Annotated in this window: 26 protein-coding genes; 21 read left to right on the top strand and 5 right to left on the bottom strand. The window is 58.7% G+C overall.

Going from position 1 to position 26,045, the window contains the following annotated elements; all coding sequences use genetic code 11:
* Positions 1-236 precede the first annotated feature (236 nt).
* The 4 genes from secA (at position 237) to AC3ITA_RS22955 (ending at position 6,030) form a co-directional block, all read left to right on the top strand.
* Complete coding sequence (gene secA / locus AC3ITA_RS22970; RefSeq protein ID WP_095942791.1) at positions 237-2,972, top strand: preprotein translocase subunit SecA; 2,736 nt, start codon at positions 237-239, stop codon at positions 2,970-2,972.
* Positions 2,973-3,092: 120 nt separating this feature from the next.
* Positions 3,093-4,310: a bifunctional glutamate N-acetyltransferase/amino-acid acetyltransferase ArgJ gene (gene argJ, locus AC3ITA_RS22965; RefSeq protein ID WP_414929431.1), complete on the top strand. Its 1,218-nt coding sequence runs from the start codon at positions 3,093-3,095 to the stop codon at positions 4,308-4,310.
* 146 nt (positions 4,311-4,456) lie between these two features.
* Entirely contained in the window at positions 4,457-5,089 is a 633-nt protein-coding gene (locus AC3ITA_RS22960) for a glutathione S-transferase family protein (protein WP_489278410.1), read from the top strand.
* Entirely contained in the window at positions 5,086-6,030 is a 945-nt protein-coding gene (locus tag AC3ITA_RS22955) for a Nudix family hydrolase (protein WP_489278409.1), read from the top strand. The genes AC3ITA_RS22960 and AC3ITA_RS22955 overlap by 4 nt, the downstream gene beginning before the upstream one ends.
* Positions 6,031-6,157: 127 nt before the next feature.
* On the opposite strand, the gene AC3ITA_RS22950 is transcribed toward AC3ITA_RS22955, so the two are convergent.
* The 3 genes from AC3ITA_RS22950 to AC3ITA_RS22940 are packed head-to-tail and all read right to left on the bottom strand — an operon-like array spanning position 6,158 to position 9,741.
* A complete protein-coding gene (locus tag AC3ITA_RS22950) occupies positions 6,158-6,739 on the bottom strand; it encodes a cob(I)yrinic acid a,c-diamide adenosyltransferase (protein ID WP_150673659.1) in 582 nt (193 codons plus the stop codon).
* A gap of 2 nt (positions 6,740-6,741) precedes the next feature.
* Complete coding sequence (locus AC3ITA_RS22945; protein ID WP_489278408.1) at positions 6,742-8,778, bottom strand: sensor histidine kinase; 2,037 nt, start codon at positions 8,776-8,778, stop codon at positions 6,742-6,744.
* Positions 8,779-8,823: 45 nt separating this feature from the next.
* On the bottom strand, positions 8,824-9,741 hold the full coding sequence (locus tag AC3ITA_RS22940; RefSeq protein ID WP_489278407.1) for a putative 2-dehydropantoate 2-reductase: 918 nt from the start codon (positions 9,739-9,741) through the stop codon (positions 8,824-8,826).
* A gap of 135 nt (positions 9,742-9,876) precedes the next feature.
* Between AC3ITA_RS22940 and AC3ITA_RS22935 the strand changes: the two genes are divergently transcribed.
* Positions 9,877-10,362, top strand: a complete 486-nt coding sequence (locus tag AC3ITA_RS22935) for a YajQ family cyclic di-GMP-binding protein (RefSeq protein ID WP_053155306.1) — start codon at positions 9,877-9,879, stop codon at positions 10,360-10,362.
* Positions 10,363-10,498: 136 nt separating this feature from the next.
* A complete protein-coding gene (locus AC3ITA_RS22930; RefSeq protein WP_414929436.1) occupies positions 10,499-11,341 on the top strand; it encodes a mechanosensitive ion channel family protein in 843 nt (280 codons plus the stop codon).
* Positions 11,342-11,473: 132 nt separating this feature from the next.
* Here AC3ITA_RS22930 and AC3ITA_RS22925 read toward each other — a convergent pair whose 3' ends face one another.
* A complete protein-coding gene (locus AC3ITA_RS22925; RefSeq protein ID WP_414929437.1) occupies positions 11,474-12,802 on the bottom strand; it encodes an OprD family porin in 1,329 nt (442 codons plus the stop codon).
* 910 nt (positions 12,803-13,712) lie between these two features.
* On the opposite strand from AC3ITA_RS22925, the gene AC3ITA_RS22920 reads away from it, so the two are divergent.
* Together AC3ITA_RS22920 and AC3ITA_RS22915 are read left to right on the top strand one after the other, a co-directional pair.
* The gene (locus tag AC3ITA_RS22920) at positions 13,713-14,138 is read left to right on the top strand and encodes an HIT family protein (RefSeq protein ID WP_095942782.1); all 426 of its coding nucleotides are present in this window, start codon (positions 13,713-13,715) and stop codon (positions 14,136-14,138) included.
* 3 nt (positions 14,139-14,141) lie between these two features.
* Entirely contained in the window at positions 14,142-14,348 is a 207-nt protein-coding gene (locus tag AC3ITA_RS22915; protein ID WP_008052459.1) for a SlyX family protein, read from the top strand.
* Between the two features lie 64 nt (positions 14,349-14,412).
* Here the strand turns inward: AC3ITA_RS22915 and AC3ITA_RS22910 are convergent, their stop codons facing one another.
* Entirely contained in the window at positions 14,413-15,015 is a 603-nt protein-coding gene (locus AC3ITA_RS22910) for a cold-shock protein (RefSeq protein ID WP_489278406.1), read from the bottom strand.
* Positions 15,016-15,428: 413 nt separating this feature from the next.
* Between AC3ITA_RS22910 and AC3ITA_RS22905 the strand changes: the two genes are divergently transcribed.
* The 13 genes from AC3ITA_RS22905 (at position 15,429) to pal (ending at position 26,041) form a co-directional block, all read left to right on the top strand.
* Complete coding sequence (locus AC3ITA_RS22905) at positions 15,429-15,776, top strand: ribbon-helix-helix domain-containing protein (RefSeq protein WP_095942780.1); 348 nt, start codon at positions 15,429-15,431, stop codon at positions 15,774-15,776.
* 124 nt (positions 15,777-15,900) lie between these two features.
* Positions 15,901-16,122: an FmdB family zinc ribbon protein gene (locus AC3ITA_RS22900; protein ID WP_032829812.1), complete on the top strand. Its 222-nt coding sequence runs from the start codon at positions 15,901-15,903 to the stop codon at positions 16,120-16,122.
* Positions 16,123-16,241: 119 nt separating this feature from the next.
* Positions 16,242-18,017 carry an aspartate--tRNA ligase gene (aspS, locus tag AC3ITA_RS22895; RefSeq protein WP_007995642.1) on the top strand — a complete coding sequence of 592 codons (1,776 nt, stop codon included), beginning with the start codon at positions 16,242-16,244 and terminating at the stop codon, positions 18,015-18,017.
* A 128-nt stretch (positions 18,018-18,145) separates the two neighbouring features.
* Entirely contained in the window at positions 18,146-18,892 is a 747-nt protein-coding gene (locus tag AC3ITA_RS22890; RefSeq protein WP_056726044.1) for a YebC/PmpR family DNA-binding transcriptional regulator, read from the top strand.
* A 157-nt stretch (positions 18,893-19,049) separates the two neighbouring features.
* Positions 19,050-19,574, top strand: coding sequence for a crossover junction endodeoxyribonuclease RuvC (ruvC, locus tag AC3ITA_RS22885; RefSeq protein ID WP_008015799.1), 525 nt, complete (start codon positions 19,050-19,052; stop codon positions 19,572-19,574).
* A 113-nt stretch (positions 19,575-19,687) separates the two neighbouring features.
* Complete coding sequence (gene ruvA / locus AC3ITA_RS22880; protein ID WP_095942777.1) at positions 19,688-20,296, top strand: Holliday junction branch migration protein RuvA; 609 nt, start codon at positions 19,688-19,690, stop codon at positions 20,294-20,296.
* Positions 20,297-21,358 carry a Holliday junction branch migration DNA helicase RuvB gene (ruvB, locus tag AC3ITA_RS22875; RefSeq protein WP_008015800.1) on the top strand — a complete coding sequence of 354 codons (1,062 nt, stop codon included), beginning with the start codon at positions 20,297-20,299 and terminating at the stop codon, positions 21,356-21,358.
* A gap of 127 nt (positions 21,359-21,485) precedes the next feature.
* Positions 21,486-21,953 (top strand): tol-pal system-associated acyl-CoA thioesterase, encoded by a 468-nt coding sequence (ybgC, locus tag AC3ITA_RS22870; protein ID WP_008052449.1) that lies wholly within the window; start codon positions 21,486-21,488, stop codon positions 21,951-21,953.
* Positions 21,943-22,638 (top strand): protein TolQ, encoded by a 696-nt coding sequence (gene tolQ / locus AC3ITA_RS22865; RefSeq protein ID WP_007897030.1) that lies wholly within the window; start codon positions 21,943-21,945, stop codon positions 22,636-22,638. Before ybgC ends, tolQ begins: the two co-directional genes overlap by 11 nt.
* 23 nt (positions 22,639-22,661) lie before the next feature.
* Positions 22,662-23,114 carry a protein TolR gene (gene tolR, locus AC3ITA_RS22860; protein ID WP_160389304.1) on the top strand — a complete coding sequence of 151 codons (453 nt, stop codon included), beginning with the start codon at positions 22,662-22,664 and terminating at the stop codon, positions 23,112-23,114.
* A complete protein-coding gene (gene tolA, locus AC3ITA_RS22855) occupies positions 23,114-24,193 on the top strand; it encodes a cell envelope integrity protein TolA (RefSeq protein ID WP_095942775.1) in 1,080 nt (359 codons plus the stop codon). Before tolR ends, tolA begins: the two co-directional genes overlap by 1 nt.
* Before the next feature lie 17 nt (positions 24,194-24,210).
* On the top strand, positions 24,211-25,491 hold the full coding sequence (gene tolB / locus AC3ITA_RS22850; protein ID WP_167362903.1) for a Tol-Pal system beta propeller repeat protein TolB: 1,281 nt from the start codon (positions 24,211-24,213) through the stop codon (positions 25,489-25,491).
* A gap of 52 nt (positions 25,492-25,543) precedes the next feature.
* Positions 25,544-26,041 carry a peptidoglycan-associated lipoprotein Pal gene (pal, locus tag AC3ITA_RS22845; RefSeq protein ID WP_003178634.1) on the top strand — a complete coding sequence of 166 codons (498 nt, stop codon included), beginning with the start codon at positions 25,544-25,546 and terminating at the stop codon, positions 26,039-26,041.
* The last annotated feature ends 4 nt before the right edge of the window (positions 26,042-26,045 follow it).

The raw sequence follows: 26,045 nt of genomic DNA, 5'->3' as shown, positions 1-26,045 counted from the left end.
TGGGTGCTTTGCCCATTAAATCAACAACTAACTTCTGCCTGGAACGGCTTGAAGTTGAGCAAAACGCCCTTATTTTAAGTGAGCCCCGTCAAAGCGCTGTGCCAGCATCGTGGAATATCGCCACTTTCCTCTCCATCGTTTCCGGGTAGAATGCTCGTTCGCATGCGGCCATGAGGGCTGCTCGGGCGACTCACGGGGCCGCCCTCCATCCCTTTAGTGTGGAAGATCCTGCCGATATGTTTGCGCCTTTGTTAAAGAAACTTTTTGGAAGCAAGAACGAGCGTGAAGTCAAACGCATGCTCAAGACGGTGCAACTCGTCAATGCCTTCGAAGAGCAAATGGTGGCCCTTTCGGACGATCAATTGCGTGCCAAGACCAGCGAGTTCAAGGCCCGCATCGCCAAAGGGGAATCCCTCGACAAGCTGCTGCCAGAAGCCTTTGCGGTCGCCCGCGAAGCCGGCAAGCGTGTCATGGGCATGCGCCACTTCGATGTCCAGCTGATCGGCGGCATGACCTTGCATGAAGGCATGATCGCGGAAATGCGTACCGGTGAAGGCAAGACCCTGGTGGCAACACTGGGCGTTTACCTCAACGCGCTGTCCGGCAACGGCGTGCACGTTGTCACGGTGAACGACTACCTGGCCCGCCGTGACGCCAACTGGATGCGCCCGCTGTATGAATTCCTCGGCCTGACGGTCGGCGTTGTCACGCCGTTCCAGCCGCCGGAAGAGAAGCGCGCGGCCTACGCCGCCGATATCACCTACGGCACCAACAACGAATTCGGTTTCGATTACCTGCGCGACAACATGGCGTTCAGCATGGAAGAAAAATTCCAGCGCGAACTCAACTTTGCCGTGATCGACGAAGTCGACTCCATCCTCATCGACGAAGCCCGTACCCCGCTGATCATTTCCGGTCAGGCCGAGGACAGCTCCAAGCTGTACATCGAAGTCAACAAACTGATCCCGACGCTTGAGTTGCACGTCGAAGAAGTGGAAGGCGAAGTCACCAAGGCCGGCCACTACACCGTTGACGAGAAGTCCCGTCAGGTCGAACTCAACGAAGCCGGTCACCAGTACGTCGAAGAAATGCTGACCCGCATCGGCCTGCTGGCTGAAGGCGAGAGCCTGTACTCGGCGCACAACCTGAGCCTGCTGACTCACGTCTACGCCGGTCTGCGCGCGCACAAGCTGTTCCATCGCAACGTCGAATACATCGTGCAGGACGGTCAGGTCGTACTGGTCGACGAACACACCGGTCGCACCATGCCGGGCCGCCGCTTGTCCGAAGGCCTGCACCAGGCCATCGAAGCCAAGGAAAACCTGAACATCCAGGCCGAAAGCCAGACCCTGGCATCGACCACCTTCCAGAACTACTTCCGTCTGTACAACAAACTGTCCGGCATGACCGGTACGGCCGACACCGAAGCGTTCGAGTTCCACCAGATCTATGGCCTGCAGGTCATGGTGATTCCACCGAACAAGCCGCTGGCCCGTAAAGACTACAACGACCTGGTGTTCCTGACCGCCGACGAGAAATACGCGGCAATCGTGGCTGACATCAAGGAAAGCATGGCCGCGGGCCGTCCGGTTCTGGTCGGTACCGCCACCATCGAAACCTCCGAGCACATGTCCAGTCTGCTCGTGAAGGAAGGCATCGAACACAAGGTTCTGAACGCCAAGTTCCACGAAAAGGAAGCCGAGATCATTGCCCAGGCCGGTCGCCCGGGCGCGCTGACCATCGCCACCAACATGGCCGGTCGTGGTACCGACATCCTCTTGGGCGGTAACTGGGAAGTGGAAGTGGCTTCCCTGGAAAACCCGACCCCTGAGCAGATCGCCCAGATCAAGGCCGACTGGCAGAAGCGTCACCAGCAAGTGCTCGAGTCGGGCGGTTTGCAGGTGATTGCCTCCGAGCGTCACGAATCGCGCCGTATCGACAACCAGCTGCGTGGTCGTGCCGGTCGTCAGGGTGACGCCGGTTCCAGTCGTTTCTACCTGTCGCTGGAAGACAGCCTGATGCGCATTTTCGCCTCTGACCGGGTGAAGAACTTCATGAAGGCCCTGGGCATGCAGCCTGGCGAAGCGATCGAGCACCGCATGGTGACCAACGCCATCGAAAAGGCCCAGCGCAAGGTTGAAGGCCGCAACTTCGACATTCGTAAACAACTGCTTGAGTTTGACGACGTCAACAACGAACAGCGTAAAGTGATCTATCACATGCGTAACACGTTGCTGGCTGCCGACAACATTGGCGAGACCATCGCTGACTTCCGTCAGGATGTGCTCGACGCCACCGTCAGCGCACACATTCCTCCGCAATCGCTGCCTGAGCAGTGGGACGTGGCCGGTCTGGAAGCTGCATTGCAGAGTGATTTCGGTGTGACGTTGCCGATCCAGCAATGGCTCGACGAAGACGATCACCTGTACGAAGAAACCCTGCGCGAGAAACTGATGCAGGAACTGATCGCGGCGTACAACGAGAAAGAAGACCAGGCGGGCGCCGAAGCGCTGCGCACCTTCGAGAAGCAAATCGTTCTGCGCGTACTGGACGACCTGTGGAAAGACCACCTGTCGACCATGGATCATCTGCGCCACGGTATCCACTTGCGTGGTTATGCCCAGAAGAACCCGAAGCAGGAATACAAGCGCGAGTCCTTCACCCTGTTCTCCGAATTGCTGGACTCGATCAAGCGCGACTCGATCCGTGTGCTGTCCCACGTTCAGGTTCGCCGCGAAGACCCGATCGAAGAAGAGCAGCGCCTGCGTCAGGAAGCCGAGGCACTGGCCGCTCGCATGCAGTTCCTGCATGAAGAAGCCCCAGGCCTTGAGCAGCCGGAAGTGTTGGGCGAAGAGGTCGATGTTGCCCTTGCTGCCGCGCCGGTTCGCAACGAGCAGAAGCTGGGTCGCAATGAGCTGTGCTACTGCGGTTCGGGCAAGAAGTTCAAGCATTGCCACGGGCAGATTCAGTAAAACCCGTTTCAATCGCTGAAATACCCGCGCCGCGACCGGCTTCTGCCGTCGCGGCGTTTTACCATTCGAACCGCCGTTCTGCTGAAACGGTGCTGACATCATTTATAAAGGAGCGCATTCATGGCTGTTGGTCTTGGTCCTTTGCCAACGTTGCACCCGGTTGCCGGTTTTGAACTCGGTATCGCCTCGGCCGGCATCAAGCGCCCGGGGCGCAAGGATGTTGTGGTCATGCGCTGTGTAGAAGGCTCCACGGTTGCCGGCGTGTTCACCCTGAACGCCTTTTGCGCCGCACCGGTGATCCTGGCCAAACAGCGCGTGCAAGGTGCTGTGCGTTACCTGCTGACCAACACCGGCAACGCCAACGCCGGCACCGGCGAGCCTGGCCTGGCCGCCGCCGAGCGCACTTGCGCGAAACTGGCCGAGTTGACCGGTGTCGATGCCAGCCAGGTGCTGCCGTATTCCACCGGTGTGATCGGCGAGCCGCTGCCCGTCGAGAAAATCGAAGGCGCGCTGCAAGCGGCTCTCGACGACCTGTCGATCCATAACTGGGAAGCTGCCGCCACCGGCATCATGACCACCGACACCCTGCCAAAAGGTGCCAGCCGTCAGTTCCAGCACGACGGTGTGACCATCACCGTTACCGGGATCAGCAAAGGCGCCGGCATGATTCGCCCGAACATGGCGACCATGCTCGGCTACATCGCCACCGACGCCAAAGTCTCCCGCGACGTGCTGCAAAACCTGATGCTGGACGGCGCCAACAAATCGTTCAACCGTATCACCATCGATGGCGACACCTCGACCAACGACTGCTGCATGCTGATCGCTACCGGTCAGGCGGCGTTGCCGGAGATCACCCGTGCCGAAGGCGAGCTGTTCGCCAAGCTCAAGCAAGCGGTGTTCGAAGTGTGCATGGACGTGGCCCAGGCCATCGTTCGCGACGGTGAAGGCGCGACCAAATTCGTCACCGTTGAAGTCAACGGCGGCGGCAATCACCAGGAATGTCTGGATGTGGGTTACACCGTGGCCCACTCGCCGCTGATCAAGACCGCGCTGTTCGCCTCGGACCCGAACTGGGGCCGTATCCTGGCGGCCGTAGGCCGTGCCGGTGTACCGAACCTGGACGTGAGCAAGATCGATGTATTCCTCGGTGAAGTGTGCATTGCCAGTCGTGGCGCGCGCGCGGCGACCTATACCGAAGCCCAGGGCGCGGCGGTGATGCAGCAGGAAGAAATTACCATCCGTATCGAGTTGGGTCGTGGCGATTGCAGCGAAACCATCTGGACCACCGACCTGTCCCACGAATACGTGAAGATCAACGCCGAGTACCGTACGTAAGACCGCGTTGCCCCTATCGCTAGCAGGCTAGCTCCCACACTGGTTCCTGGTGTACACAAATCCAATGTGGGAGCTAGCCTTGCTAGCGATTGCGGTCTGTCAGTCGCCAACTAGACTGCTCTGTCCTCCATCCAAAGGTCCCGAACATGAGCCTGCACCTGATCATCGGCGACAAACTGCTTTCTTCCTGGTCCCTGCGAGGCGCCTTGGCCCTCGACCTGACCGGCGCTTCCTACACCGAAGAACTGATCAAGCTGAACCAGCCGGACACCCGTGAGCGTCTGCTCAAGCATTCACCGACCGGCAAGGTCCCGCTGCTGAAAACCGAACACGGCACCATCGCCGACTCCCTGGCGATTGCCGAATATCTGGCGGAACAGTTTCCCGACGCGAACCTGTGGCCCAAAGACACTGCCGCCCGTGCCCAGGCGCGTTCGGCCTGCGCGCAGATGCACAGTGGCTTTTTCGCCATGCGCGGCAACATGCCGTTCGACCTGAGCCATGACGCAGCACTGTCGCCGGTCCCGGCCGATGTCCAGGCGGACATCGAGCGCATGTCGGCGTTGTGGGCCGAGTGTCGTGCCGCTGCGACCGAGAGCGGTCCGTACCTGTTTGGCCGCATCACGTTGGCCGACGCGTTCTTTGCACCCATCGCCGTGCGCCTGCGCACCTATCGGGTGAAGCTGTCCGCGGCCGACGAAGCCTATGTTGAAACCCTCTACCAATGGCCAGCATTCAAGGCCTGGCAGAAGGCTGGACTGGAGGAGTTGCAAAGGTGAAACGAGTCCATGTCGCCGCCGCCGTCATCCGCGATGGCAGTGGCCAAATCCTGATCGCCCGTCGTGCTGACTCTCAGCATCAGGGCGGCTTGTGGGAGTTTCCCGGGGGCAAGGTCGAGGCCGATGAATCGGTCGAAACCGCACTGGCCCGTGAACTCCATGAGGAGCTGGGTATCGTGGTCGGCGCGACGCGCCCGCTGATCAAGGTCCGGCACGATTACCCGGACAAGCAGGTGTTGCTGGATGTCTGGGAAGTCTCGGCGTTTACCGGCGAGCCCCACGGCGCCGAAGGCCAACCACTGGCCTGGGTGTCGCCCCGAGATCTATCGGATTACGAGTTTCCGGCAGCCAATCAGCCGATCGTCGCGGCCGCGAAACTACCCGCTCAGTACCTGATCACCCCGGAAGACCTGGAAACCCCGGCGTTGCTGCGGGGAATCCAGAAAGCCATCGCGGGTGGGATCAAGCTGATCCAGTTGCGTGCACCGAACGGTTACGACCCGAAATACCGTGACCTGGCGGTGGATGCGGTGGGTCTGTGTGCCGGCAAGGCGCAATTGATGATCAAGGGGCCATTCGAATGGCTGGGCGACTTCCCGTCCGCCGGTTGGCACATTACCTCGGCGCAGCTGCGCAAGTACGCAGCGGCTGGCCGACCGTTACCGGCATCGCGCTGGCTGGCGGCTTCGTGCCATAACGCTGAAGAGCTGGCGCTGGCCGAACAGATGGGGGTGGATTTCGTGACCCTGTCGCCGGTGCAGCCAACCCTGACTCACCCTGGCGCCGAGCCGTTGGGTTGGGAACAGGCATCGAGCTTGATCGAGGGCTTCAGCAAGCCGGTGTTCCTGCTGGGTGGGGTTGGCCCGGCTGAGGTCGAGAAAGCCTGGGCTGCGGGGGCACAGGGTGTGGCGGGGATTCGGGCGTTTTGGCCTGAGGCCTGATTCTGTGCTGTAGCTTATGACGCCATCGCGAGCAGGCTCGCTCCCACAGGTGACCGCATTGTTGCTGAAGAAATGCGATCAAATGTGGGAGCGAGCCTGCTCGCGATGAGGGCCTGACAGCCGCCGACTAAACCTCAGGTTTCGCAGCCGGCTGCCAAAGAATCTCGGCAATTCCCTGACGCTTGGCAATCAGCCGCGCCATCACAAACAACAAATCCGACAATCGATTGATGTAAGCCAGGCCAACCCCGGCCAACGGCTCAATCGCATTGAGCTGCTGACAGCGCCGTTCTGCGCTGCGCGCCAGGCTGCGGCAGACATGGGCCTGGGCAATCAGCGTCGAACCGCCGGGCAAGATGAAGTTTTCCAGCGGCCCCAACTCTTCATTCCACACATCGATCGCCGCTTCCAGACGTTCGATTTCCGCTGCATTCAACGCCTGATACACCGGCATCGCCAGTTCGCCACCCAGATCAAATAACCGATGCTGGCAGGGGGCCAATACCTCGATCACTTCGTTCAAGCCTGGAAACTGAGCAGTTTGCGCCGCCAACCCGGCCAGAAGCACCCCAACCTGGCTGTTCAGCGTATCGACTTCGCCAATGGCCTCGATCCGCGGGTGATCCTTGGGTACGCGACGACCATCGCCCAGCCCGGTCTCGCCTTTGTCGCCAGTGCGGGTGTAAATCTTCGACAAACGAAAGCCCATGGTTACCTCGATAGCAGGTTGAGTTGTTGCGAGACAGGCGGTGTACTCGCCAAGGGCAGGCGCAAGGTGAAGCAGGTGCCCTGGCCCAGGGTCGATTGCACTTCCATCTGCCCCTTGTGGTTATTGGTGATGATGAAGTACGACACCGACAGCCCAAGCCCGGTGCCCTGGCCGATTTCCTTGGTCGTGAAAAACGGCTCGAAGGTGCGTTTGCGCACATTTTCGCTCATGCCGATACCGTTGTCCTCGACCTGAATTTCCGCCCATGGCGGATTGAGCCTGGTGCGCAGAATGATCCGCCCCGGCTCGCTGTCGTCTTCGCGCTGGTGGATGGCTTGCGCGGCGTTTTTCAACAGGTTGAGCAGCACTTGCTCCAGTTCGTTGGCGGTGCCGGGGACCGGTCCCAGTGCTGGATCGAACTGACGAATGATGGCCTGGCCCTTGAAGTCGAAACCGATCGCCAGGTCGAAATCGTTACCGGCGATCTCCACGGCCTGGTCGATCAGGGCGGGCAGGTCGCACGGGGCCATCTGGCGGGTGCTGCGACGGCTGAAGCTGAGCATGTGGGTAACGATTTTCGCCGCCCGGGCACCGGCCTGCTGGATGCCATCGAGCAACTGCGGCACTTCGCGGATTTGCAGGTACTGGTTGACCGTCGCCAGTTCGATGCCAGCCTGTTCGGCCACTTCGAGGTTTTTCGGTAAATCGGGCGACAGACGTCGGCGAATGTTTTGCACGTTGTGCAGGATCGCGCCCAGCGGGTTGTTGATCTCATGGGCCATGCCGGCGGCCAGGCCACCCACCGACAGCATTTTCTCCGACTGCACCATCATCTCTTCAAGGGACAGGCGCTGGGTGATGTCGTCGATCCGGATCACCACGCCGCGCCCGGCACCGCCCATCAACGGATAGAAGGTCAGGGCATAGTGGCGGGGTTCGTCGTCCTTGAGCCAGGTAACACGTTCGATCTTGGCCACCGTATGCTGCTCGACCGTTTGCTTGAGTTGCGGCAAGAACGGCTTGAGCGGTTCGAAGGCCAGGAAGATGGGCTGGTTGAGAGCTTCATCCAGGCGCGTGCCGGAGAGGGCGCTGGCCTCCTGGTTCCATTGCGTCACGTAGAGCTGTTCGTCGAGGGCGATCAGCGCCGATGGCATGGAGTCGATGATGCTGTTGAGGTAGTTCTGGAAACCGGTGAGCTTTTTCTCGATCTTGCTGCGCACCTGGACTTCGAGCTCCAGTTTGCGGTTGGTATGGCGGGTTTCTTCCGCCAGCCCCTGGGCCTGGTCGTAGGCCGCCTGGGAGTCGTCCCTGGCCCGCTTGAGTTGCTGCTCCCTGGCCTCGATCCGCGAGAGCATGGTATTGAACGCCTCGGCGAGGCTGCCGATTTCATCGTGGTTTCCGCGTGAAGCACGCAGTGCGTAGTTTTCTTCACGGGTGACCTGCCGGGACAACTCTTCGAGCTGGTGGATCGGCCGGGTAATCAGGCGCTTGATCTGGCGGGCAATGATCAGCCACAGCAATACGCTGAAGATCAGAATCCCCAGGCTCGCCGTCAGGGTCCCGGTGTAGAACGCCACTGGCAGTTCGCTTGAGGCCACCAACAGCAGGTGCCCTGGTGCCGCACCGGTGCGGGGCAGGGGGATGACTTGGTTGGTACGAAACTCGGTGGCCTGCCAGTCTTCGATATGCCGGAAGCGCTTCGGCAGCTCCAGGTTATCGCCATGCTGCAATTGCGCCAGTCGCTCACCCTTTCCGTCATACAGGGCCGCCGCGCGCAATGGCGAATAGCTGTTGAGTTCATTCAGCAGGCGCTCGGCGCTTTGCGGTGACGCCAGGGCCTCGGAGGCCAGGCTCGGGTTGGATACCAGCCGGCCGATGGTTTGCAGTGCCTGGGGCGCCATGCTTTCCTGGGAGATGTAGTAGGCGGCGCTGATAAAGGTCAGGTTGGCAACCAGCAGGACGGTGACCATCAGTACCAGCAGGGCGGCCAGCAGTTTCTGGCCGACGGGCAGGTTTTCAAGGCGCTGACGCAATGGCATCGGATTCATCGCAGACAAGGAACAAGTGGCCAGCGTAGCCGCTGCTCAGTCGCTGGGCAATCCAAGGCTTTGCAGGCGAGCGATCAACCTTGCCTCAAGCTGATTGAGGTGAGGCAGGTTCAGTTGATGACGCCCGGCCACTTTGCAGGCGTAACCGAGCAGGTAGCTGATTTCAGTGCGGCGCTGGCTTGTGACGTCCTGATGCATCGAGGAGTAGTTGGCTGCGGTGGCGTGAATCACCCGTTCGACTTCCGGCAACAGGTTTTCGGCCGCTGCCGGCTGACCACAACGCTCGAGCAACTCCACCAGTTCACCGCACAGGGTGGCGACTTCACAGTGATGTTGCTGCAAACCGCCGTTGCGGCAATCGTGCAGCACCGTCAGCGGATTGATCGCACAGTTGAGGGCGAGTTTGCGCCACAGCCGGGTCAGGATTTCGGTGCTCCACTCGTGAGGGATACCGGCAGCGCTCAGGTCGTCGAGCCAGATCGGCGCCACCGGATGGCTGGCATCCCCCAGCCAGGTGAAGCCATGCCCGGCAAACACCACGCGCCAATCGCCATCGCGGAAGGCACCTTCGGTGCTCGAGGCATAGATGCAGCGAGCCTGAGGAACCTGTGCGGCCACCGCGTCCTGACTGCCCAGGCCATTTTGCAGCAGGATCAATTCGGCGCCTGGGGCCAGGCGTGGCGTCAATTGGGCCACCGCGCTTTCGGTATCGTAGGCTTTGCAGGCCACCAGCAGGCGGTGGATCGGTTGGGGATTGTCGGCTGTCTCGGCGGGTACGGCATAGTGTTGCGCCTCGCCGTGCTCCACCAGGGTCAATCCACCGGCCGTCTCATAGGCCTGCAGTCTCGCGGTGTCCCGCAGTATCAGCCTGACCGGCACGCCAGCCCGTGCCAGACGTGTCGCCCATAAGGTGCCGAGGCTGCCGGCGCCCAGTACATGCCAGGTGGTGGACATCAACTTTTTACTCTGTTTAAGGCGTGCATCGGCAGCTCGCAGTGAATGATGGGAAAGACCCGTTATAATCAGCGCGGATTTTAACCGCAAGCCAGGCGTGCTCCATCAGTGCGCCTTTAAATTTGGAGAGATTACATGCCGTCGTTCGACGTGGTATCCGAACTGGACAAACACGAAGTCACCAACGCGGTCGAGAACGCCGTCAAGGAACTCGATCGTCGTTATGACCTGAAAGGCAAAGGCAGCTTCGAGTTCAAGGAAAAAGACCTGACCGTCAACCTGACCGCCGAAGCGGATTTCCAGCTCGAAGCGATGATTGAGATCCTCAAGCTGGCGCTGGTCAAGCGCAAAATCGACGTGCAGTGCCTTGAAGTCAAGGACGCGTTCGCATCGGGCAAGCTGATGAAACAGGAAGCCGTCCTCAAGGAAGGCATCGACAAGGAGCTGGCGAAGAAAATCGTCGCCCATGTCAAAGACGCCAAGCTCAAGGTTCAGGCGGCCATTCAGGGCGAGCAGGTTCGTATCACCGGCAAAAAGCGTGATGACCTGCAAGAAGCCATTGCAGCGCTGCGGGCCAAGGAATTCGGTATGCCGCTGCAGTTCAACAACTTCCGCGACTGAGTCTCGAATCGGGAACCTCTTGGCGTTTGCAGCGTCGGAGGCCAAGCAGCGGCAGAAACGATTGAGCCCGTCGCGGTTCGGTCTTTCTGCCGCTTTTTTTACGCATGCCGGGTAGCCGGAAAACAGGAGAGTGTAGATGGACTTAAATGCCGAGGTAGACAATCTGGTCAAGGTATCCCAAACCTGGATCCCGATGATCATGGAATACGGCAGCCGTGTACTGCTGGCGGTCATCACCCTGGCCATCGGCTGGTGGCTGATCAACAAGGTCACGAAAAAGCTCGGCGGCCTGATTGCATTGCGTAATGCCGACCTGGCGCTGCAAGGCTTCATCAGCAGCCTGGCGAACATCATCCTCAAGATCCTGCTGGTCGTCAGCGTGGCCTCGATGATCGGTGTGGAAACCACTTCGTTTGTGGCGGCGATCGGTGCGGCAGGCCTGGCCATTGGCCTGGCCTTGCAGGGCAGCCTGGCGAACTTCGCCGGTGGCGTGCTGATTTTGCTGTTCCGTCCGTTTCGCATTGGTGACTGGATCGAGGCTCAGGGTATCGCCGGTACTGTCGACAGCATCCAGATTTTCCATACCGTGCTGCGTACCGGTGACAACAAGACCATCATCGTGCCTAACGGCAATCTGTCGAATGGCATCATCACCAACACCAATCGTCAGCCGACCCGCAAAGTCGTGTTTGATGTCGGTGTTGATTACGAAGCGGACCTGCAGAAAGCCCGTGAAGTTTTGCTGGAATTGGCCAAGGATCCGCGTGTATTGGCCGATCCGGAGCCGCTGGCCGTTGTTTCCACCCTGGGTGACAGTGCGATCACGCTTTCGCTTCGTGTCTGGGTAAAGACTGCCGATTACTGGGACGTGATGTTCATGTTCAACGAACTGTCCCGTGACCGTCTGCGAGAGGCCGGCATCGATATTCCATTTCCACAGCGGGTTATTCGAGTGGTTCAGGAATCTGCGGTGCAGTGACGGGGCCTTTGAGCAATGTCTGACTCTTTGGTCAGGCATGTTCTGTAAGGAAGCAGTCAGGCAACAGCCAACAAAAAAGGCCCATCCGAAGATGGGCCTTTTGTTTTGTTACCGCAAACTAACTGGATGCGATTACAAAACCGACAGCGGGTAGTCGACGATGAAACGGAACTCTTTCACGTCGCCTTCACCTTCGTCAGCGTTAGCGAAGTGCCATGCTTGACGAATACGGAAGGAAAGATCTTTTGCCGGGCCAGTCTGAACAACGTACTTGGCTTCGAAGTTGGTCTCGTTGTGCTTGCCGTCTGCACCATACAGGCCTTCGTAAGCGCTGCCTGCTGGAGTTTTGGTGCCGTCGATGTCCCAACCTTTAACGTAACGGGTCATGAAGCTCAGACCTGGAACGCCGTACTCAGCCATTTTCAGGTCGTAACGAACCTGTGCAGACTTCTCGCCAGGGGCGTTGAAGTCAGAGTACTGGATGGAGTTGGCGAGGAAGATCGAGTCGCCGCCGCGGTTGTTTTTGCCCACGCCGATGTAGTCGAACGGAGTGTCACCGTTAACCTTCTGGAAGGCCAGGGTGATGGTGTGTGCTTTCATGAACGAGAAAGCGGCTGCCAGGGAGTAAGCGGTGTTGCTGATATCGCCCGCTTTGGCGTCACCGGTATCTTTGGTGTTGTAGATGTTACCGTCCAGGTTCAGCGACTCATCGCCACCCAGCGGGATGGTGTAGTTCAGGTTGGCGTAGTACTGGTTCCAGATGTCTTCCAGCTTGGCGCCATACAGCGATGCCGACAGGTTGTCGGTGATGCCGTATTTACCACCGAAGTAGTCGATGCTGTTGGCTTCTACGCCAGCGTAGGTTGCAAACAGGCCGCCGTCACGGGCGTTGCGGTCCTGGCTGGTCGCCGAGTAGAAGTGACCGGCTTCGAGGTCAAGGTCTTTGACTTCGCTGCTCTGCAGCTGGATGCCGCTGGCAGTTTGAGGAAGGATACGGGAGCCGCCAACTGCAAACACTGGGGCAGTGCTTGGCTGCATGTCGCCGACTTTCAGCTCGGTTTTGGATACGCGGAACTTAACTGCGCCGCCTGCTTTGCCCTGGCTGTCGTTGACTTCGCCATCAGCGTCGCGGCTCATGTTGCCGGTGCCGCCGGTGCCATCACCGCCGTCCAGTTTGATTGCCAGGTAGCCGAATGCATCAACACCAACACCGATCAGGCCTTGGGTGTAACCGGAGCTGAAATTGCCCCAGATGCCTTGGGTCCAGTCTTTCTGGTCGTTGGCGCCATCTTTGTTATCACGGTTGAAGTAGTAGTTGCGAACCAGCAAGTTCAGCGTGCTGTCTTCAACAATACCTTTGGCTTCAGCCTGGTCACTTACGAAAGGGGCGGCCGTAGCCAATTGGGTACTGGCTGCTGCTGCAACTGCCAGTGCGATCATGCTCCACTTCATCACGCGCATCGTGATTTGCTCCTTTGGTTTTAGAAGAGTACTGCCGTCCCACCTGTTTTATTATCTGGGCGGCTCTTTCTTTTTGTGTCGGCGCAAACTTATATCACGCCGACAATGTTGGCGATACTTGCGCATCTAACCTTTCGCCTTCTTTACGACCCTGTCGCAAACAGCATGGTAGATGTCGCAAATTTCCAGCTCCGACGCAACAGGGCGGACAACTTTAATGCTGTTTTCTGCGCCTTGTCGTCGGTAAAAAGAGTCCTGGTGAAACGTTTGAATCTCCATCGGGCTACCTTGCCACTATTTTTTTTACCTGAGGGCCTCCGCTTCCAGCGGGTGCCACTCGGGCGATACTGGGTATCAATGCAACAAGCGTGCACAAACTCGTGTTTTGTTACGCTTTTTTTCCAATTGACTGCCAGATGCTGTAAATACCTCATAAAACCGGGGGGCTCAAGCGCTTTTGGTTTGGGCTTGACGCCTTGCCTGACATCATGTTGCGCCCTTCTGATCGACAGTCTGGCAACCAGAAATGTTACCGGTTCACCCCACAACTGAGTAAATGGCGGATGTCGAAGCGTTCAGCGTAGACCTACTGTGCGGTTTTGGTGCAAAAATTTTTTGCCCTGTACTGAATTCATCTCTGTCGGCCGCTTGCCTGAAGCGAACTTTTCCTTGTTGATCAGTCATTTCGGCGTTTTTTCGCTGCTATCCGGTTCTGCAATGGTGCGCGGTAGTGAAAATTGTCCCATCCGGGGGCGTCTGTCAGTTTTTTGCTGACGCTCGTGGCCTCGATGCAAGGTTCGCCGTGAAGCCTGCGCCGTTCGCAGGTATGCTGCCGTCCGGTCGCTTGGTGCGCTGTCCTTCTGGATAGAGCGCTAAGCTGAAAAATGATGACCCGGCGGGAGTGCGCGCAGTGTTCGCTTTAGATCCACGACTTCAACAAGACACGTTACTGATCGGGGACTTTCCGCTCTGCCGGTTGCTGCTGTCCAACGATTCGAACTATCCCTGGTTCATCCTGGTACCTCGTCGCGAGGCTATCAGCGAGATATTTCAGTTGGATGTCGCAGAGCAGCAACAGCTTTGGCAGGAAACCACTGCGCTGTCGCAAGTGCTCAAGGATGCGTTCGATGCGGACAAGTTGAATGTGGCGGCGCTGGGCAATGTCGTCAGTCAGTTGCACATGCATGTGATTGTGCGCAAGCGCGAAGATGCCGCCTGGCCAGCGCCGGTTTGGGGTAAACATCCGGCAAAACCCTACGGTTCGGAGCAGATCGCCGCGATTCGCGAACGTTTGCGCTTGATTTTGACCGATGATTTTACGTTTCTGGAGGGCTGAACCATGAGCCTGGAAGAACGCGTTACCGAGCTGGAAAGCCGTCTGGCGTTTCAGGATGACACCATTCAGGCATTGAACGATGTGCTGGTGGCGCAGCAACGGGTGGTCGAGCGCCTGCAGCTGCAAATGGCCGCGCTGCTCAAGCGGCAGGAGGAAATGGTCGGGCAGTTCGAGTCATTCGAAGAAGAAGCGCCGCCGCCGCACTATTAGGCAAATCACAGGCATGAAAAAACCGCGGACAGCTGGGCTGTGCGCGGTTTTTTTTGGCCTTGAATCAGCGGCGCGGCAGTGCGGCGATCACATCTTCGGCTTGCAGGCCCTTGTCACGATTCATGACGGAGAACTCCACGCGCTGGCCTTCGACCAGGACACGATGGCCTTCACCGCGAATGGCCCGGAAGTGGACGAAGATGTCGTCGCCGGAGTCGCGGGAGATGAAGCCGAAGCCTTTGGATGTGTTGAACCACTTGACGGTGCCGGTATCGCGGTTGCTCATGTCGTAGCTTGGCGAGGCGGCGGTGGGTGACGACTTGTAGAAGCTGATGCCCAGGTGCAGGGCAACGGCAACCAGGGCTGCGACCAGGCTGAACAGTACGGCGGGTTGACCGGCGATGACGGGCATCGGTGCGATCAGCGTCAGGGTTTGCAGGACCACGCTCAGAACCAGCAGGGCGCTGACCAGGTTTTGCAGTTGGTGACGCGGGCCTTTGTTCCAGTAAGGGATGACTGGTGCAAGCGTAAGGTTGAGCAGGCCGAAAAAGGCCAGGTACAGTGCGTCGGGTTGTTGCAGGTAAGGCAAGGCTTCGGATTGCAGGCTAGGGATGAAGGACAGCAGCAAGGCCGCTGCGCCTATCAACAGATGGACGATTTTCAACATTTTGATTAACTCACGTTAAGACAGCTCACAAGGAAGAGCTGATGGCGCACGGTTCGCTTCAAGATAATAAAGAGGCGTTGGACACGTACCCGGTATCAGCCTATGCGCCATGCCCGGAAAAATAGGCATTGGCGACACGCTGTCTATTTAACAGCAAAGCCGCAGGCTACTCAAATCAGGGCGTCCGGCGGCTCTTTTCGGGGCGAATTGCCGCAGGTTCTGAAGGGGATATCGCTTCGCTGCGTGGGAAAATGTCCGGAGTAGGACGTTCTCCAGGGTCTGCCAAAAGTTGTTGGCTTATCCTACGTCGAGGGTCATAAAGTCGGCTGGAAAATACCTTTGTATCTGCGTTTTTATAAGGCGACAGACAGTTGCGCTTAAAGAAACCAGGATGGCAAAGGAGTGTCAGCGTTATGGTTTATGAAAGGCAGGAAGAGCGGCGATACGGTTCGCGCAAGGATGTAAGGGTTGATCCGTTTGTTCGCGAGTTCGATATGGGGCTGGCCCAGCCCTTGTCCCGCTCCGTGCGATTGAATGGCTTCGCCACCTGTTTGCGGCTTGAGCAGGTTTATTGGGACATTTTGGCGGAGATGGCCCGGGTCAATGGTTGCTCGATCAATAACCTGTTGTCTCATGTGGATCGCGAAGTTCACTTGCGCCATGGCGGGGTAAGGAACTTCAGTGGATTGGTTCGGGTTGTCTGCGTCGTGCACAGTCTCAAGGACGGGGGTTGCATTGCCACGGCCTGGTCGGGGCGGTGAAAACAGCAGAGTGTCGGCCTGTGCAGTCTTACGGCTGCACAGGCCGCATTTAATGGATATAATCCCGCTCTTTGCCGCAAAACCCTGCGTAAGCGGTAGCAATCTGATCGCCGAGACAACCTCCATGCCGATGTACGATTATCAATGTGCTTCCTGTGGTCATCAGTTGGAAGCCATTCAAAAGATCAGCGATGCACCGCTGGTCGACTGCCCTGCCTGTCAGGCGCCAGAGCTTAAGAAGTTGCTGTCCATGCCGGGCTTCCGCCTCAGCGGCACGGGTTGGTACGAAACCGATTTCAAGACCGGTTCCAAGAAGAACCTGGCCGGCGGCGACAAAGCTGACTAAGGTCTGGAACCTGAGTTGAACGACACGCGAGCTCTTGCATCACCCGGCGACTTTTTAAAGGCGGGGCTGCTGTAGGATCTCCAACCGAATTTCGAATTACGAGAAGTGAAACCACGACCATGATGCGCAGCCATTATTGCGGCCAACTGAACGAAAGCCTGGACGGCCAGGAAATTACCCTTTGCGGATGGGTCCACCGTCGCCGTGACCACGGTGGGGTGATTTTCCTCGATATCCGTGATCGTGATGGTCTGGCCCAGGTCGTGTTCGATCCGGACCGCGCTGAAACCTTCGCCGCTGCCGACCGCGTGCGCAGCGAGTACGTCGTGAAGATCACCGGCAAGGTTCGCCTGCGTCCGGCCGGTGCGACCAACGCCAACATGGCGTCGGGCATGATCGAAGTCCTGGGCTACGAGCTGGAAGTGCTGAACGAATCGGAAACTCCGCCGTTCCCGTTGAACGAGTTCTCCGACGTCGGCGAAGAAACCCGCCTGCGCTATCGCTTCCTCGATCTGCGTCGCCCGGAAATGGCCGAGAAGCTGCGTCTGCGTTCGCGCATGACCACCAGCATCCGTCGCTTCCTGGACGAGAACGGCTTCCTCGATGTCGAGACGCCGATCCTGACCCGTGCCACCCCGGAAGGCGCACGCGACTACCTGGTGCCGAGCCGTACTCATGCCGGTTCGTTCTTCGCCTTGCCGCAATCGCCGCAGCTGTTCAAGCAACTGCTGATGGTGGCCGGCTTCGACCGTTACTACCAGATCGCCAAGTGCTTCCGTGACGAAGACCTGCGGGCCGACCGTCAGCCGGAATTCACCCAGATCGACATCGAGACCAGCTTCCTCGATGAAAAAGAGATCATGGGCCTGACCGAGCAAATGATCCGCAACCTGTTCAAGGAAGTGCTGGGCCTGGAATTCGGTGAGTTCCCGCACATGACCTTTGAAGAAGCCATGCGCCGCTACGGTTCCGACAAGCCAGACCTGCGTAACCCGCTGGAGCTGGTGGACGTGGCCGATCAGCTCAAGGAAGTCGACTTCAAGGTGTTCAGCGGTCCGGCCAACGACCCGAAATGCCGTATCGCCGCCTTGCGCGTACCTGGCGGGGCGAGCATGCCGCGCAAGCAGATCGACGACTACACCAAGTTCGTCGGCATCTACGGTGCCAAGGGCCTGGCGTACATCAAGGTCAACGAGCGCGCCAAGGGTGTTGAAGGCCTGCAGTCGCCAATCGTGAAGAACATCCCTGAAGACAACCTCAACGTGATCCTCGATCGCGTGGGTGCGGTCGACGGTGATATCGTGTTCTTCGGTGCCGACAAGGCGAAGATCGTCAGCGAAGCCCTGGGCGCGCTGCGGATCAAGCTCGGCCACGACCTGGATCTGCTGACCTGCAAGTGGGCACCAATGTGGGTCGTCGACTTCCCGATGTTCGAAGAAAACGACGACGGCAGCTTCACCGCCTTGCACCACCCGTTCACCGCACCGAAGTGCACCCCGCAAGAGCTGGAAGCCAACCCGGCTGGCGCTCTGTCCCGTGCCTACGACATGGTGTTGAACGGCACCGAACTGGGTGGCGGTTCGATCCGTATCCACCGTAAAGAGATGCAGCAGTCGGTGTTCCGTCTGTTGGGCATCAACGAAGCGGAACAGGAAGAGAAATTCGGCTTCCTGCTCGACGCCCTGAAATACGGCGCGCCGCCGCACGGTGGCCTGGCCTTCGGTCTGGACCGCCTGGTGATGCTGATGACCGGCGCCCAGTCGATCCGTGAAGTGATCGCCTTCCCGAAAACCCAGAGCGCGGCAGATGTCATGACTCAGGCACCGGGCCAGGTGGATGCCAAGGCATTGCGCGAGCTGCACATTCGTCTGCGCGAAACGCCTAAGGCCGAGTAAGGCTGACCTGAAGGGCGCATCTGTGGATGCGCCCTTTCTTTATAGATAGAGCAGTTCAAGATTTTTGTTTGCCGGCCGGCGCAATACAGCGCAGCGGGCAATGTTTCAAAGAGAATTCGGAGCGAGTTATGGCAGGTCATTCCAAGTGGGCGAACATCAAGCACCGCAAAGAACGTCAGGATGCCAAGAAGGGCAAGATTTTCACCAAGTGGATCCGCGAGTTGACCGTCGCTGCCCGTCAGGGCGGTGGTGATCCGGGCTCCAACCCGCGTCTGCGCCTGGCGCTGGACAAGGCCCTTGGTGCAAACATGAGCCGCGACATCATCGATCGCGCGGTTGCCCGTGGTGCCGGCGCAGCCGACACCGATGACATGGTCGAGCTGACCTACGAAGGGTACGGCCCGGGCGGCGTGGCGGTGATGGTCGAATGCATGACCGACAACCGTAATCGCACCGCAGCCGCTGTTCGTCACGCGTTCAGCAAATGCGGCGGCAACCTGGGGACTGACGGTTCGGTGGCCTATCTGTTCGAACGCAAGGGGCAGATCTCCTTCGCTGCCGGCGTTGACGAAGATGCGCTGATGGAAGCCGCCATGGAAGCCGACGCCGATGACGTGGTGACCAACGAAGACGGTTCGATCGACGTGTTCACCTCGTTTGCCGGGTTCTATTCGGTGCGTAACGCACTGGAAGCGGCGGGTTTCAAGGGTGACGACGCGGAAATCGTCATGTTGCCGACCACCAGCGCCGAGCTCGATCTGGAAGGCGCCGAGAAAGTCCTCAAGCTGATCGACATGCTTGAAGACCTGGATGACGTGCAGAACGTCTATTCCAATGCGGAAATCCCGGAGTCGGTGGCTGCACAGCTCGGTTAAGGGCGACCAGGATACATTGTGGGAGCGAGCCTGCTCGCGATTGCGGATTTTCAGGCAGCATCGTTGCTGGATGTGAAATCGCTATCGCGAGCAGGCTCGCTCCCACATTTGTTTTTCGTTGTATTGAATTTCGTGCTTTTAATGAGTCGCAGGCGTTATGACTTTAATTCTTGGTATCGACCCCGGTTCGCGTATCACCGGTTACGGTGTGGTTCGTGATACCGGCCGTGGCTGTGAGTACGTCGCCTCCGGTTGTATCCGCACCGGTGCCGGCGAGCTGCATGAGCGACTGCAGATTGTCTATCGCGGGGTACGGGAGATCATTCAGACTTACCATCCGGTGACCATGGGGATCGAAAAGGTTTTCATGGCCCGTAACGCCGATTCCGCCCTGAAACTGGGGCAGGCCCGTGGCGCAGCGATCGTCGCGGGTGCCGAGGAAAGCCTGGAAATAGCCGAATACACCGCAACCCAGGTCAAGCAGGCGGTCGTCGGCACCGGTGCGGCCAACAAGGAGCAGGTGCAAATGATGGTCATGCACATGCTCAAGCTCACCAGTAAACCGCAGATCGATGCCTCGGACGCCCTGGCCATTGCCATTTGCCATGCTCACACTCGCTCCAGCCTGCTGCCCCATGGGCTGGGAGCTGCACGCAGTCGTGGCGGGCGCCTGCGTCTCTGATAGCATCAGCAATCATTTTCATGGAGTGAGTGCGTTCCGCCTGTGTCGTCGGCGGTATTGCTCGCTCTATCAGTCGCTGGCCAAGAGCTGGCCAACGCTCAAGGATTTGTAACGTGATTGGACGTTTGCGCGGCACCCTGGCTGAGAAGCAGCCTCCCCATCTGATTCTGGATGTAAATGGCCTGGGCTATGAACTTGAAGTGCCCATGACGACCCTTTACCGCTTGCCGTCGGTCGGTGAGCCGCTAACCTTGCATACCCATTTGGTCGTGCGCGAAGACGCACAGTTACTCTATGGTTTTATCGGCAGGCGTGAGCGCGATTTTTTTCGCGAATTGATCCGCCTCAATGGCGTCGGGCCGAAACTGGCCCTGGCCTTGATGTCGAGCCTGGAAGTCGACGAGCTGGTTCGCTGCGTACAGTCCCAGGACACTTCGGCGCTGACCAAGGTCCCGGGCGTCGGCAAGAAGACCGCCGAACGCTTGCTGGTGGAACTCAAGGATCGCTTCAAGGCCTGGGAAACCGTACCGGCCATGTTCGCCCTGGTGCCGAACCAGCCGGATGGACCGGCTCCGGTGAACACTGCCGAGACTGATGCCGTCAGCGCCTTGATTTCCCTGGGCTACAAGCCCCAGGAAGCGAGCAAGGCGGTGTCTGCGATCAAGGAGAAAGATTTGAGCAGTGAAGACATGATCCGCCGCGCCTTGAAGGGAATGATCTAAGTGATTGAAGCTGATCGTCTGATCGCTGCCACGCACAGTCCGCGTGAGCGCGAAGAAGTCCAGGACCGCGCCATTCGCCCTGTCAGCCTGGCCGAATACATTGGCCAGCCGACTGTTCGCGAGCAGATGGAGTTGTTCATTCAGGCTGCGCGCGGTCGTAACGAGTCCCTGGATCACACGCTGATCTTCGGGCCGCCCGGCCTGGGCAAGACCACGCTCGCCAACATCATCGCCCAGGAAATGGGCGTGTCGATCAAGAGCACCTCGGGGCCGGTGCTGGAGCGCCCCGGTGACCTGGCGGCGCTGTTGACCAACCTTGAGCCCCACGATGTGCTGTTTATCGACGAAATCCATCGCCTGTCGCCCATCGTTGAAGAAGTGCTGTACCCGGCCATGGAGGATTTTCAGCTCGACATCATGATCGGTGAAGGCCCGGCCGCGCGTTCGATCAAGCTGGATCTGCCGCCGTTCACCCTGGTCGGCGCAACGACGCGTGCGGGGATGCTTACCAACCCGTTGCGAGACCGTTTCGGCATCGTCCAGCGCCTGGAGTTCTACAACAACGCCGATCTGTCGACAATTGTCAGTCGCTCGGCAAGCATCCTTGGTTTGCCGCTGGACCCGGAAGGTGCTTTCGAAATCGCCCGACGTGCCCGTGGCACCCCACGGATCGCCAACCGTTTGCTGCGCCGGGTGCGCGACTTCGCTGAAGTTCGCGCCAAGGGCCACATCACCAAGCCGATTGCCGACCTGGCGCTGAACCTGCTGGACGTCGACGAGCGTGGCTTCGATCACCAGGACCGACGTCTGTTGCTGACCATGATCGAGAAATTCGATGGCGGGCCGGTCGGGGTCGACAGCCTGGCCGCCGCCATCAGCGAAGAGCGTCACACCATCGAAGACGTGCTCGAGCCATACCTGATCCAGCAGGGTTACATCATGCGCACGCCTCGGGGGCGGGTGGTGACGCGGCATGCCTACCTGCATTTTGGTTTAAACATTCCGTCACGATTGGGCGAAATGCCCGTGGTAGACGAGTTTCTCGATGCCGCTGACGATTAATTAACATTGCGTGCTGATTTTTTCGGGCAATGTAGGGTCCCAGGACCGTACTTTCACGTGAAAGCCGCAGAACAATGAAAAACAGTTGCCATGCCGGATTGGCAACCTGAGGAGTAAGCACTAGAGTATGCGCGCGCAAAACGGGCTTGAGCCTTTCGCACATCGCTGTCGCGTTTATTACGAGGACACCGATGCGGGGGGCATCGTGTATTACGTTAATTACCTCAAGTTTATGGAACGGGCTCGAACCGAGCGGCTACGAGATCTGGGCTTTGCCCAATCCACGCTTGCCGGTGAGGACCTGTTGTTCGTCGTGCATTCCAGCGAAGCGCGCTACCACGCGCCGGCGCGACTGGACGACGAACTGCTGGTAAGCGCCGAGGTAATCGAATTGAACCGTGCCAGCCTGCGCTTCAAGCAGCAGGTCAGGCGGGCAACGGATAATGTGCTGCTCTGCGAAGGGCAGTTTCTGGTGGCCTGTGTGCGCACTGAAAGTTTGAAACCCCGGGCCATTCCCGAAGCTCTACGGGCGGCCTTTGCCGACGTGAGCGGCGCGGGTACACACTCAAAGCAGGAGATAAAGCGTGGAAGCTAACGTCGTCGACCATTCCTCCATGTGGAGCCTGGTCAGCAATGCCAGTATCGTGGTGCAACTGGTAATGCTGATCCTGGTAGCCGCATCGGTGACCTCGTGGATCATGATTTTTCAGCGCAGCAACCTGCTGCGTGCCGGTCGACGCGCCCTGGAGAGCTTTGAAGAGCGCTTCTGGTCGGGTATCGACCTGTCCAAACTGTACCGTCAGGCCGGCAGCAATCCGGACCCTGATTCGGGCGTCGAGCAAATCTTCCGTGCCGGTTTCAAGGAATTCTCCCGTCTGCGCCAGCAGTCGGGCGTTGATCCGGAAGCGGTCATGGAAGGCGTGGCCCGTGCCATGCGCGTCGCCATTTCCCGCGAAGAAGAAAAGCTCGAGCAGAGTCTGCCTTTCCTGGCCACCGTTGGTTCCGTGAGCCCGTACATCGGTCTGTTCGGTACCGTCTGGGGGATCATGAACTCCTTCCGTGGCCTGGCCACCGCCCAGCAAGCGACGCTGGCCACTGTGGCGCCAGGTATCGCCGAAGCACTGATTGCCACCGCGATCGGTCTGTTCGCTGCCATTCCAGCCGTTATCGCTTACAACCGTTTTGCTGCTCGCAGCGAAACCCTGCTGGGCCGCTACTACACCTTCGCCGACGAGTTCCAGGCGATCCTGCACCGTAAAGTGCACACCAGCGAAGAATAAGCAGGTAATTTCCAATGGCTTTAATCGCTCGAGCTCGCAAAAAGCGCAAGCCGGTCGCCGAGATGAACGTGGTGCCTTACATCGACGTGATGTTGGTGCTGCTGGTCATCTTCATGGTGACCGCGCCGATGCTCAATCAGGGCGTGAAAGTTGATCTGCCCAAGGTTTCCAGCGAAGCCTTGCCGCAGGACAACAACACCCAGGTCCTGACCATTTCCATCAAATCCGACAAGACCTACTACTGGAATCTTGGTAGCGAAGTCGACACCGAAAAGCAGCAGGATCGGGCCATGACCCTGCCGCAGATGACTGACGCGGTGACCAAGATCATTCGCGTCGGCAACGAAGGCGGCAAGCGTACCCAGGTCTTCATTCGCGGCGACAAAACCGTCGATTACGGCTCCGTCATGGGGGCCATGGGCGGGTTGCAGAAAGCCGGGGTCGGTAATGTTGGCTTGATTACCGAGGCGCCCTGATGCAGCAACAGCGAGAGCCGTCCGCCTCGGAAAGCTACTTCTGGCCTAGTGTCTGGGCGATTGGCTTGCACGTGCTGGTGTTCGGCATGCTGTTCGTCAGCTTTGCCTTTACCCCGGAACTGCCGCCGGCCAAGCCGATTGTCCAGGCGACCCTGTACCAACTGAAGTCGAAAAGTCGGGCCACCACCCAGACCAATCAGAAGATTGCCGGTGAAGCGCAGAAATCCGCTGCGCGCCAGACCGAAGTCGAACAGATGGAACAGAAAAAGATCGAGCAGGAAGCGATCAAGGCCGCGGAACAAAAGAAGGAAGATGCGGCTCAAAAAGCCGAAGAATCCAAGAAGGCCGACGAGACGAAGAAAGCGGAAGAGGCAAAAAAGGCTGATGAAGCCAAGAAAGCCGATGAAGCGAAGAAGACCGCCGAAGCCAAAAAGGTCGAAGAGAAACAATTGGCTGATATAGCCAAGAAGAAGGCCGAAGAAGAAGCCAAGAAAGCGGCTGAAGAAGAGGCCAAGAAAGCGGCCGCCGAAGAAGCGAAGAAAAAGATCGTCGAAGACGCCAAGAAGAAAGCCGCGGAAGACGCCAAGAAGAAATCTGAAGCTGAAGAGGCGAAGAAGAAAGTCGCTGAAGACGCGAAGAAGAAAGCGGCTGCCGATGCTGCGAAGAAAAAATCGCAGGAAGCGGCGCGTAAATCCGCCGAAGACAAAAAGGCCCAGGCCTTGGCCGATTTGCTTTCCGACACGCCGCAGCGTCAGCAGGCCTTGGCCGATGAGCAGGGCGATGAAGTCGCCGGCAGTTTCGATGATCTGATTCGTGCGCGTGCAGCGGAAGGCTGGGCTCGTCCGCCTTCGGCCCGCAAAGGCATGACGGTCGTGTTGCAAATCGGCATGTTGCCGGACGGGACGGTGACTTCGGTCAGCGTGTCCAAGTCCAGTGGCGACGGTCCGTTTGACGCGTCGGCTGTTGCAGCGGTGAAGAATATTGGACGTTTGACAGAAATGCAGGGAATGAAGCCGAGTGATTTCGCTCCGTATCGTTCATTCAAGATGACATTCACACCTGAGGATCTAGCTTTGTGAGAAACCTTCTTCGAGGAATGCTGGTCGTTATCTGCTGCATGGCAGGGATGGCGATGGCAGATGAGAAAAACATTCTGGTTACAAGCGGCAGCGATCGGGCGACCCCGATCGCCGTCGTACCGTTCGGCTTCCAGGGCGGTAGCGTGCTGCCGGACGACATGGCGGAAATCATCGGTAACGACCTGCGTAACTCGGGTTACTACTCGCCGCTTCCAAAGCAGAACATGATCAGCCAGCCGAGCCAGGCCAGCGAAATCATCTTCCGTGACTTCAAGGCGCTGGGTGCCCAGTACGTCATGGTCGGCAGCATCGTTCCGGCGGGCGGTCGGCTGCAGGTGCAATACGCACTGTTCAACGTGGCCACCGAACAGCAAGTGCTGACCGGCAGCGTGTCCGGCGGTGTCGATCAGTTGCGCGACATGGCGCACTATATCTCCGACCAGTCGTTCGAAAAGCTCACAGGTATCAAGGGTGCTTTCTCGACTCGCCTGCTGTACGTAACGGCCGAGCGTTTCTCCGAGAACAACACTCGCTACACCCTGCAACGTTCGGACTACGACGGTGCTCGCGCCGTGACCCTGCTGCAGTCGCGCGAGCCGATCCTGTCGCCGCGTTTCGCACCGGATGGCAAGCGCATCGCTTATGTCTCTTTCGAGCAGAAGCGTCCACGCATCTTCATGCAGAACATCGACACCGGTCGCCGTGAGCAGATCACCAACTTCGAAGGCCTGAACGGTGCGCCAGCCTGGTCGCCGGATGGCAATCGCCTGGCGTTCGTGCTGTCGAAAGACGGCAACCCGGACATCTATGTGATGAACCTGGGTTCGCGTCAGATCAGCCGCGTCACCAACGGCCCTGGCATCAACACCGAACCGTTCTGGGGCAAGGATGGCTCGACCATCTACTTCACGTCCGACCGTGGCGGCAAGCCGCAGATCTACAAGACCAGTGCCGGTGGTGGCGGTGCCGAACGCGTGACTTTCGTCGGTAACTACAACGCCAACCCTAAACTGTCGGCTGATGAAAAGACGCTTGTCATGATTCACCGTCAGGATGGCTTCACCAATTTCAAGGTGGCGGCCCAGGATTTGCAGCGCGGTAGTGTAAAAATCCTCACTGATAGCACTCTGGACGAGTCGCCTACTGTCGCGCCCAACGGCACCATGGTAATCTACGCCACCCGCCAGCAGGGCCGGGGAGTCTTGATGCTCGTGTCCATCAATGGACGCGTAAGGCTCCCGCTTCCTACCGCACAAGGCGAAGTCAGAGAACCTTCCTGGTCCCCTTACCTGAACTGACGCGGCGCTATACGTTGTACTTAACACACTGGGGTTCATTAGGAGTTTCACGATGGAAATGCTGAAGTTTGGTAAATTTGCTGCGCTGGCACTGGCCATGGCTGTAGCTGTAGGTTGCTCGTCCAAAGGCGGCGACAATGCCGGTGAAGGCGCGGTAGATCCAAACGCTGGTTACGGCGCAAACACTGGTGCAGTTGACGGCTCCCTGAGCGAAGAAGCTGCTCTGCGCGCTATCACTACTTTCTACTTCGAATACGACAGCTCGGACCTGAAGCCAGAAGCCATGCGCGCTCTGGACGTTCACGCCAAAGACCTGAAAGCAAACGGCGCTCGCGTTGTTCTGGAAGGCAACACCGACGAACGTGGTACTCGTGAGTACAACATGGCACTGGGCGAGCGTCGTGCGAAAGCCGTTCAGCGCTACCTGGTACTGCAAGGTGTTTCCCCAGCTCAGCTGGAACTGGTTTCCTACGGCGAAGAGCGTCCAGTTGCTACCGGCAACGACGAGCAGTCCTGGGCTCAAAACCGTCGCGTCGAACTGCGTAAGTAATTCG

It is taken from the genome of Pseudomonas sp. GL_090 (assembly GCF_057837765.1).
The sequence above is the reverse complement of the archived record's forward strand: the minus strand, read 5'-3'. Positions and strand labels throughout refer to the sequence as shown.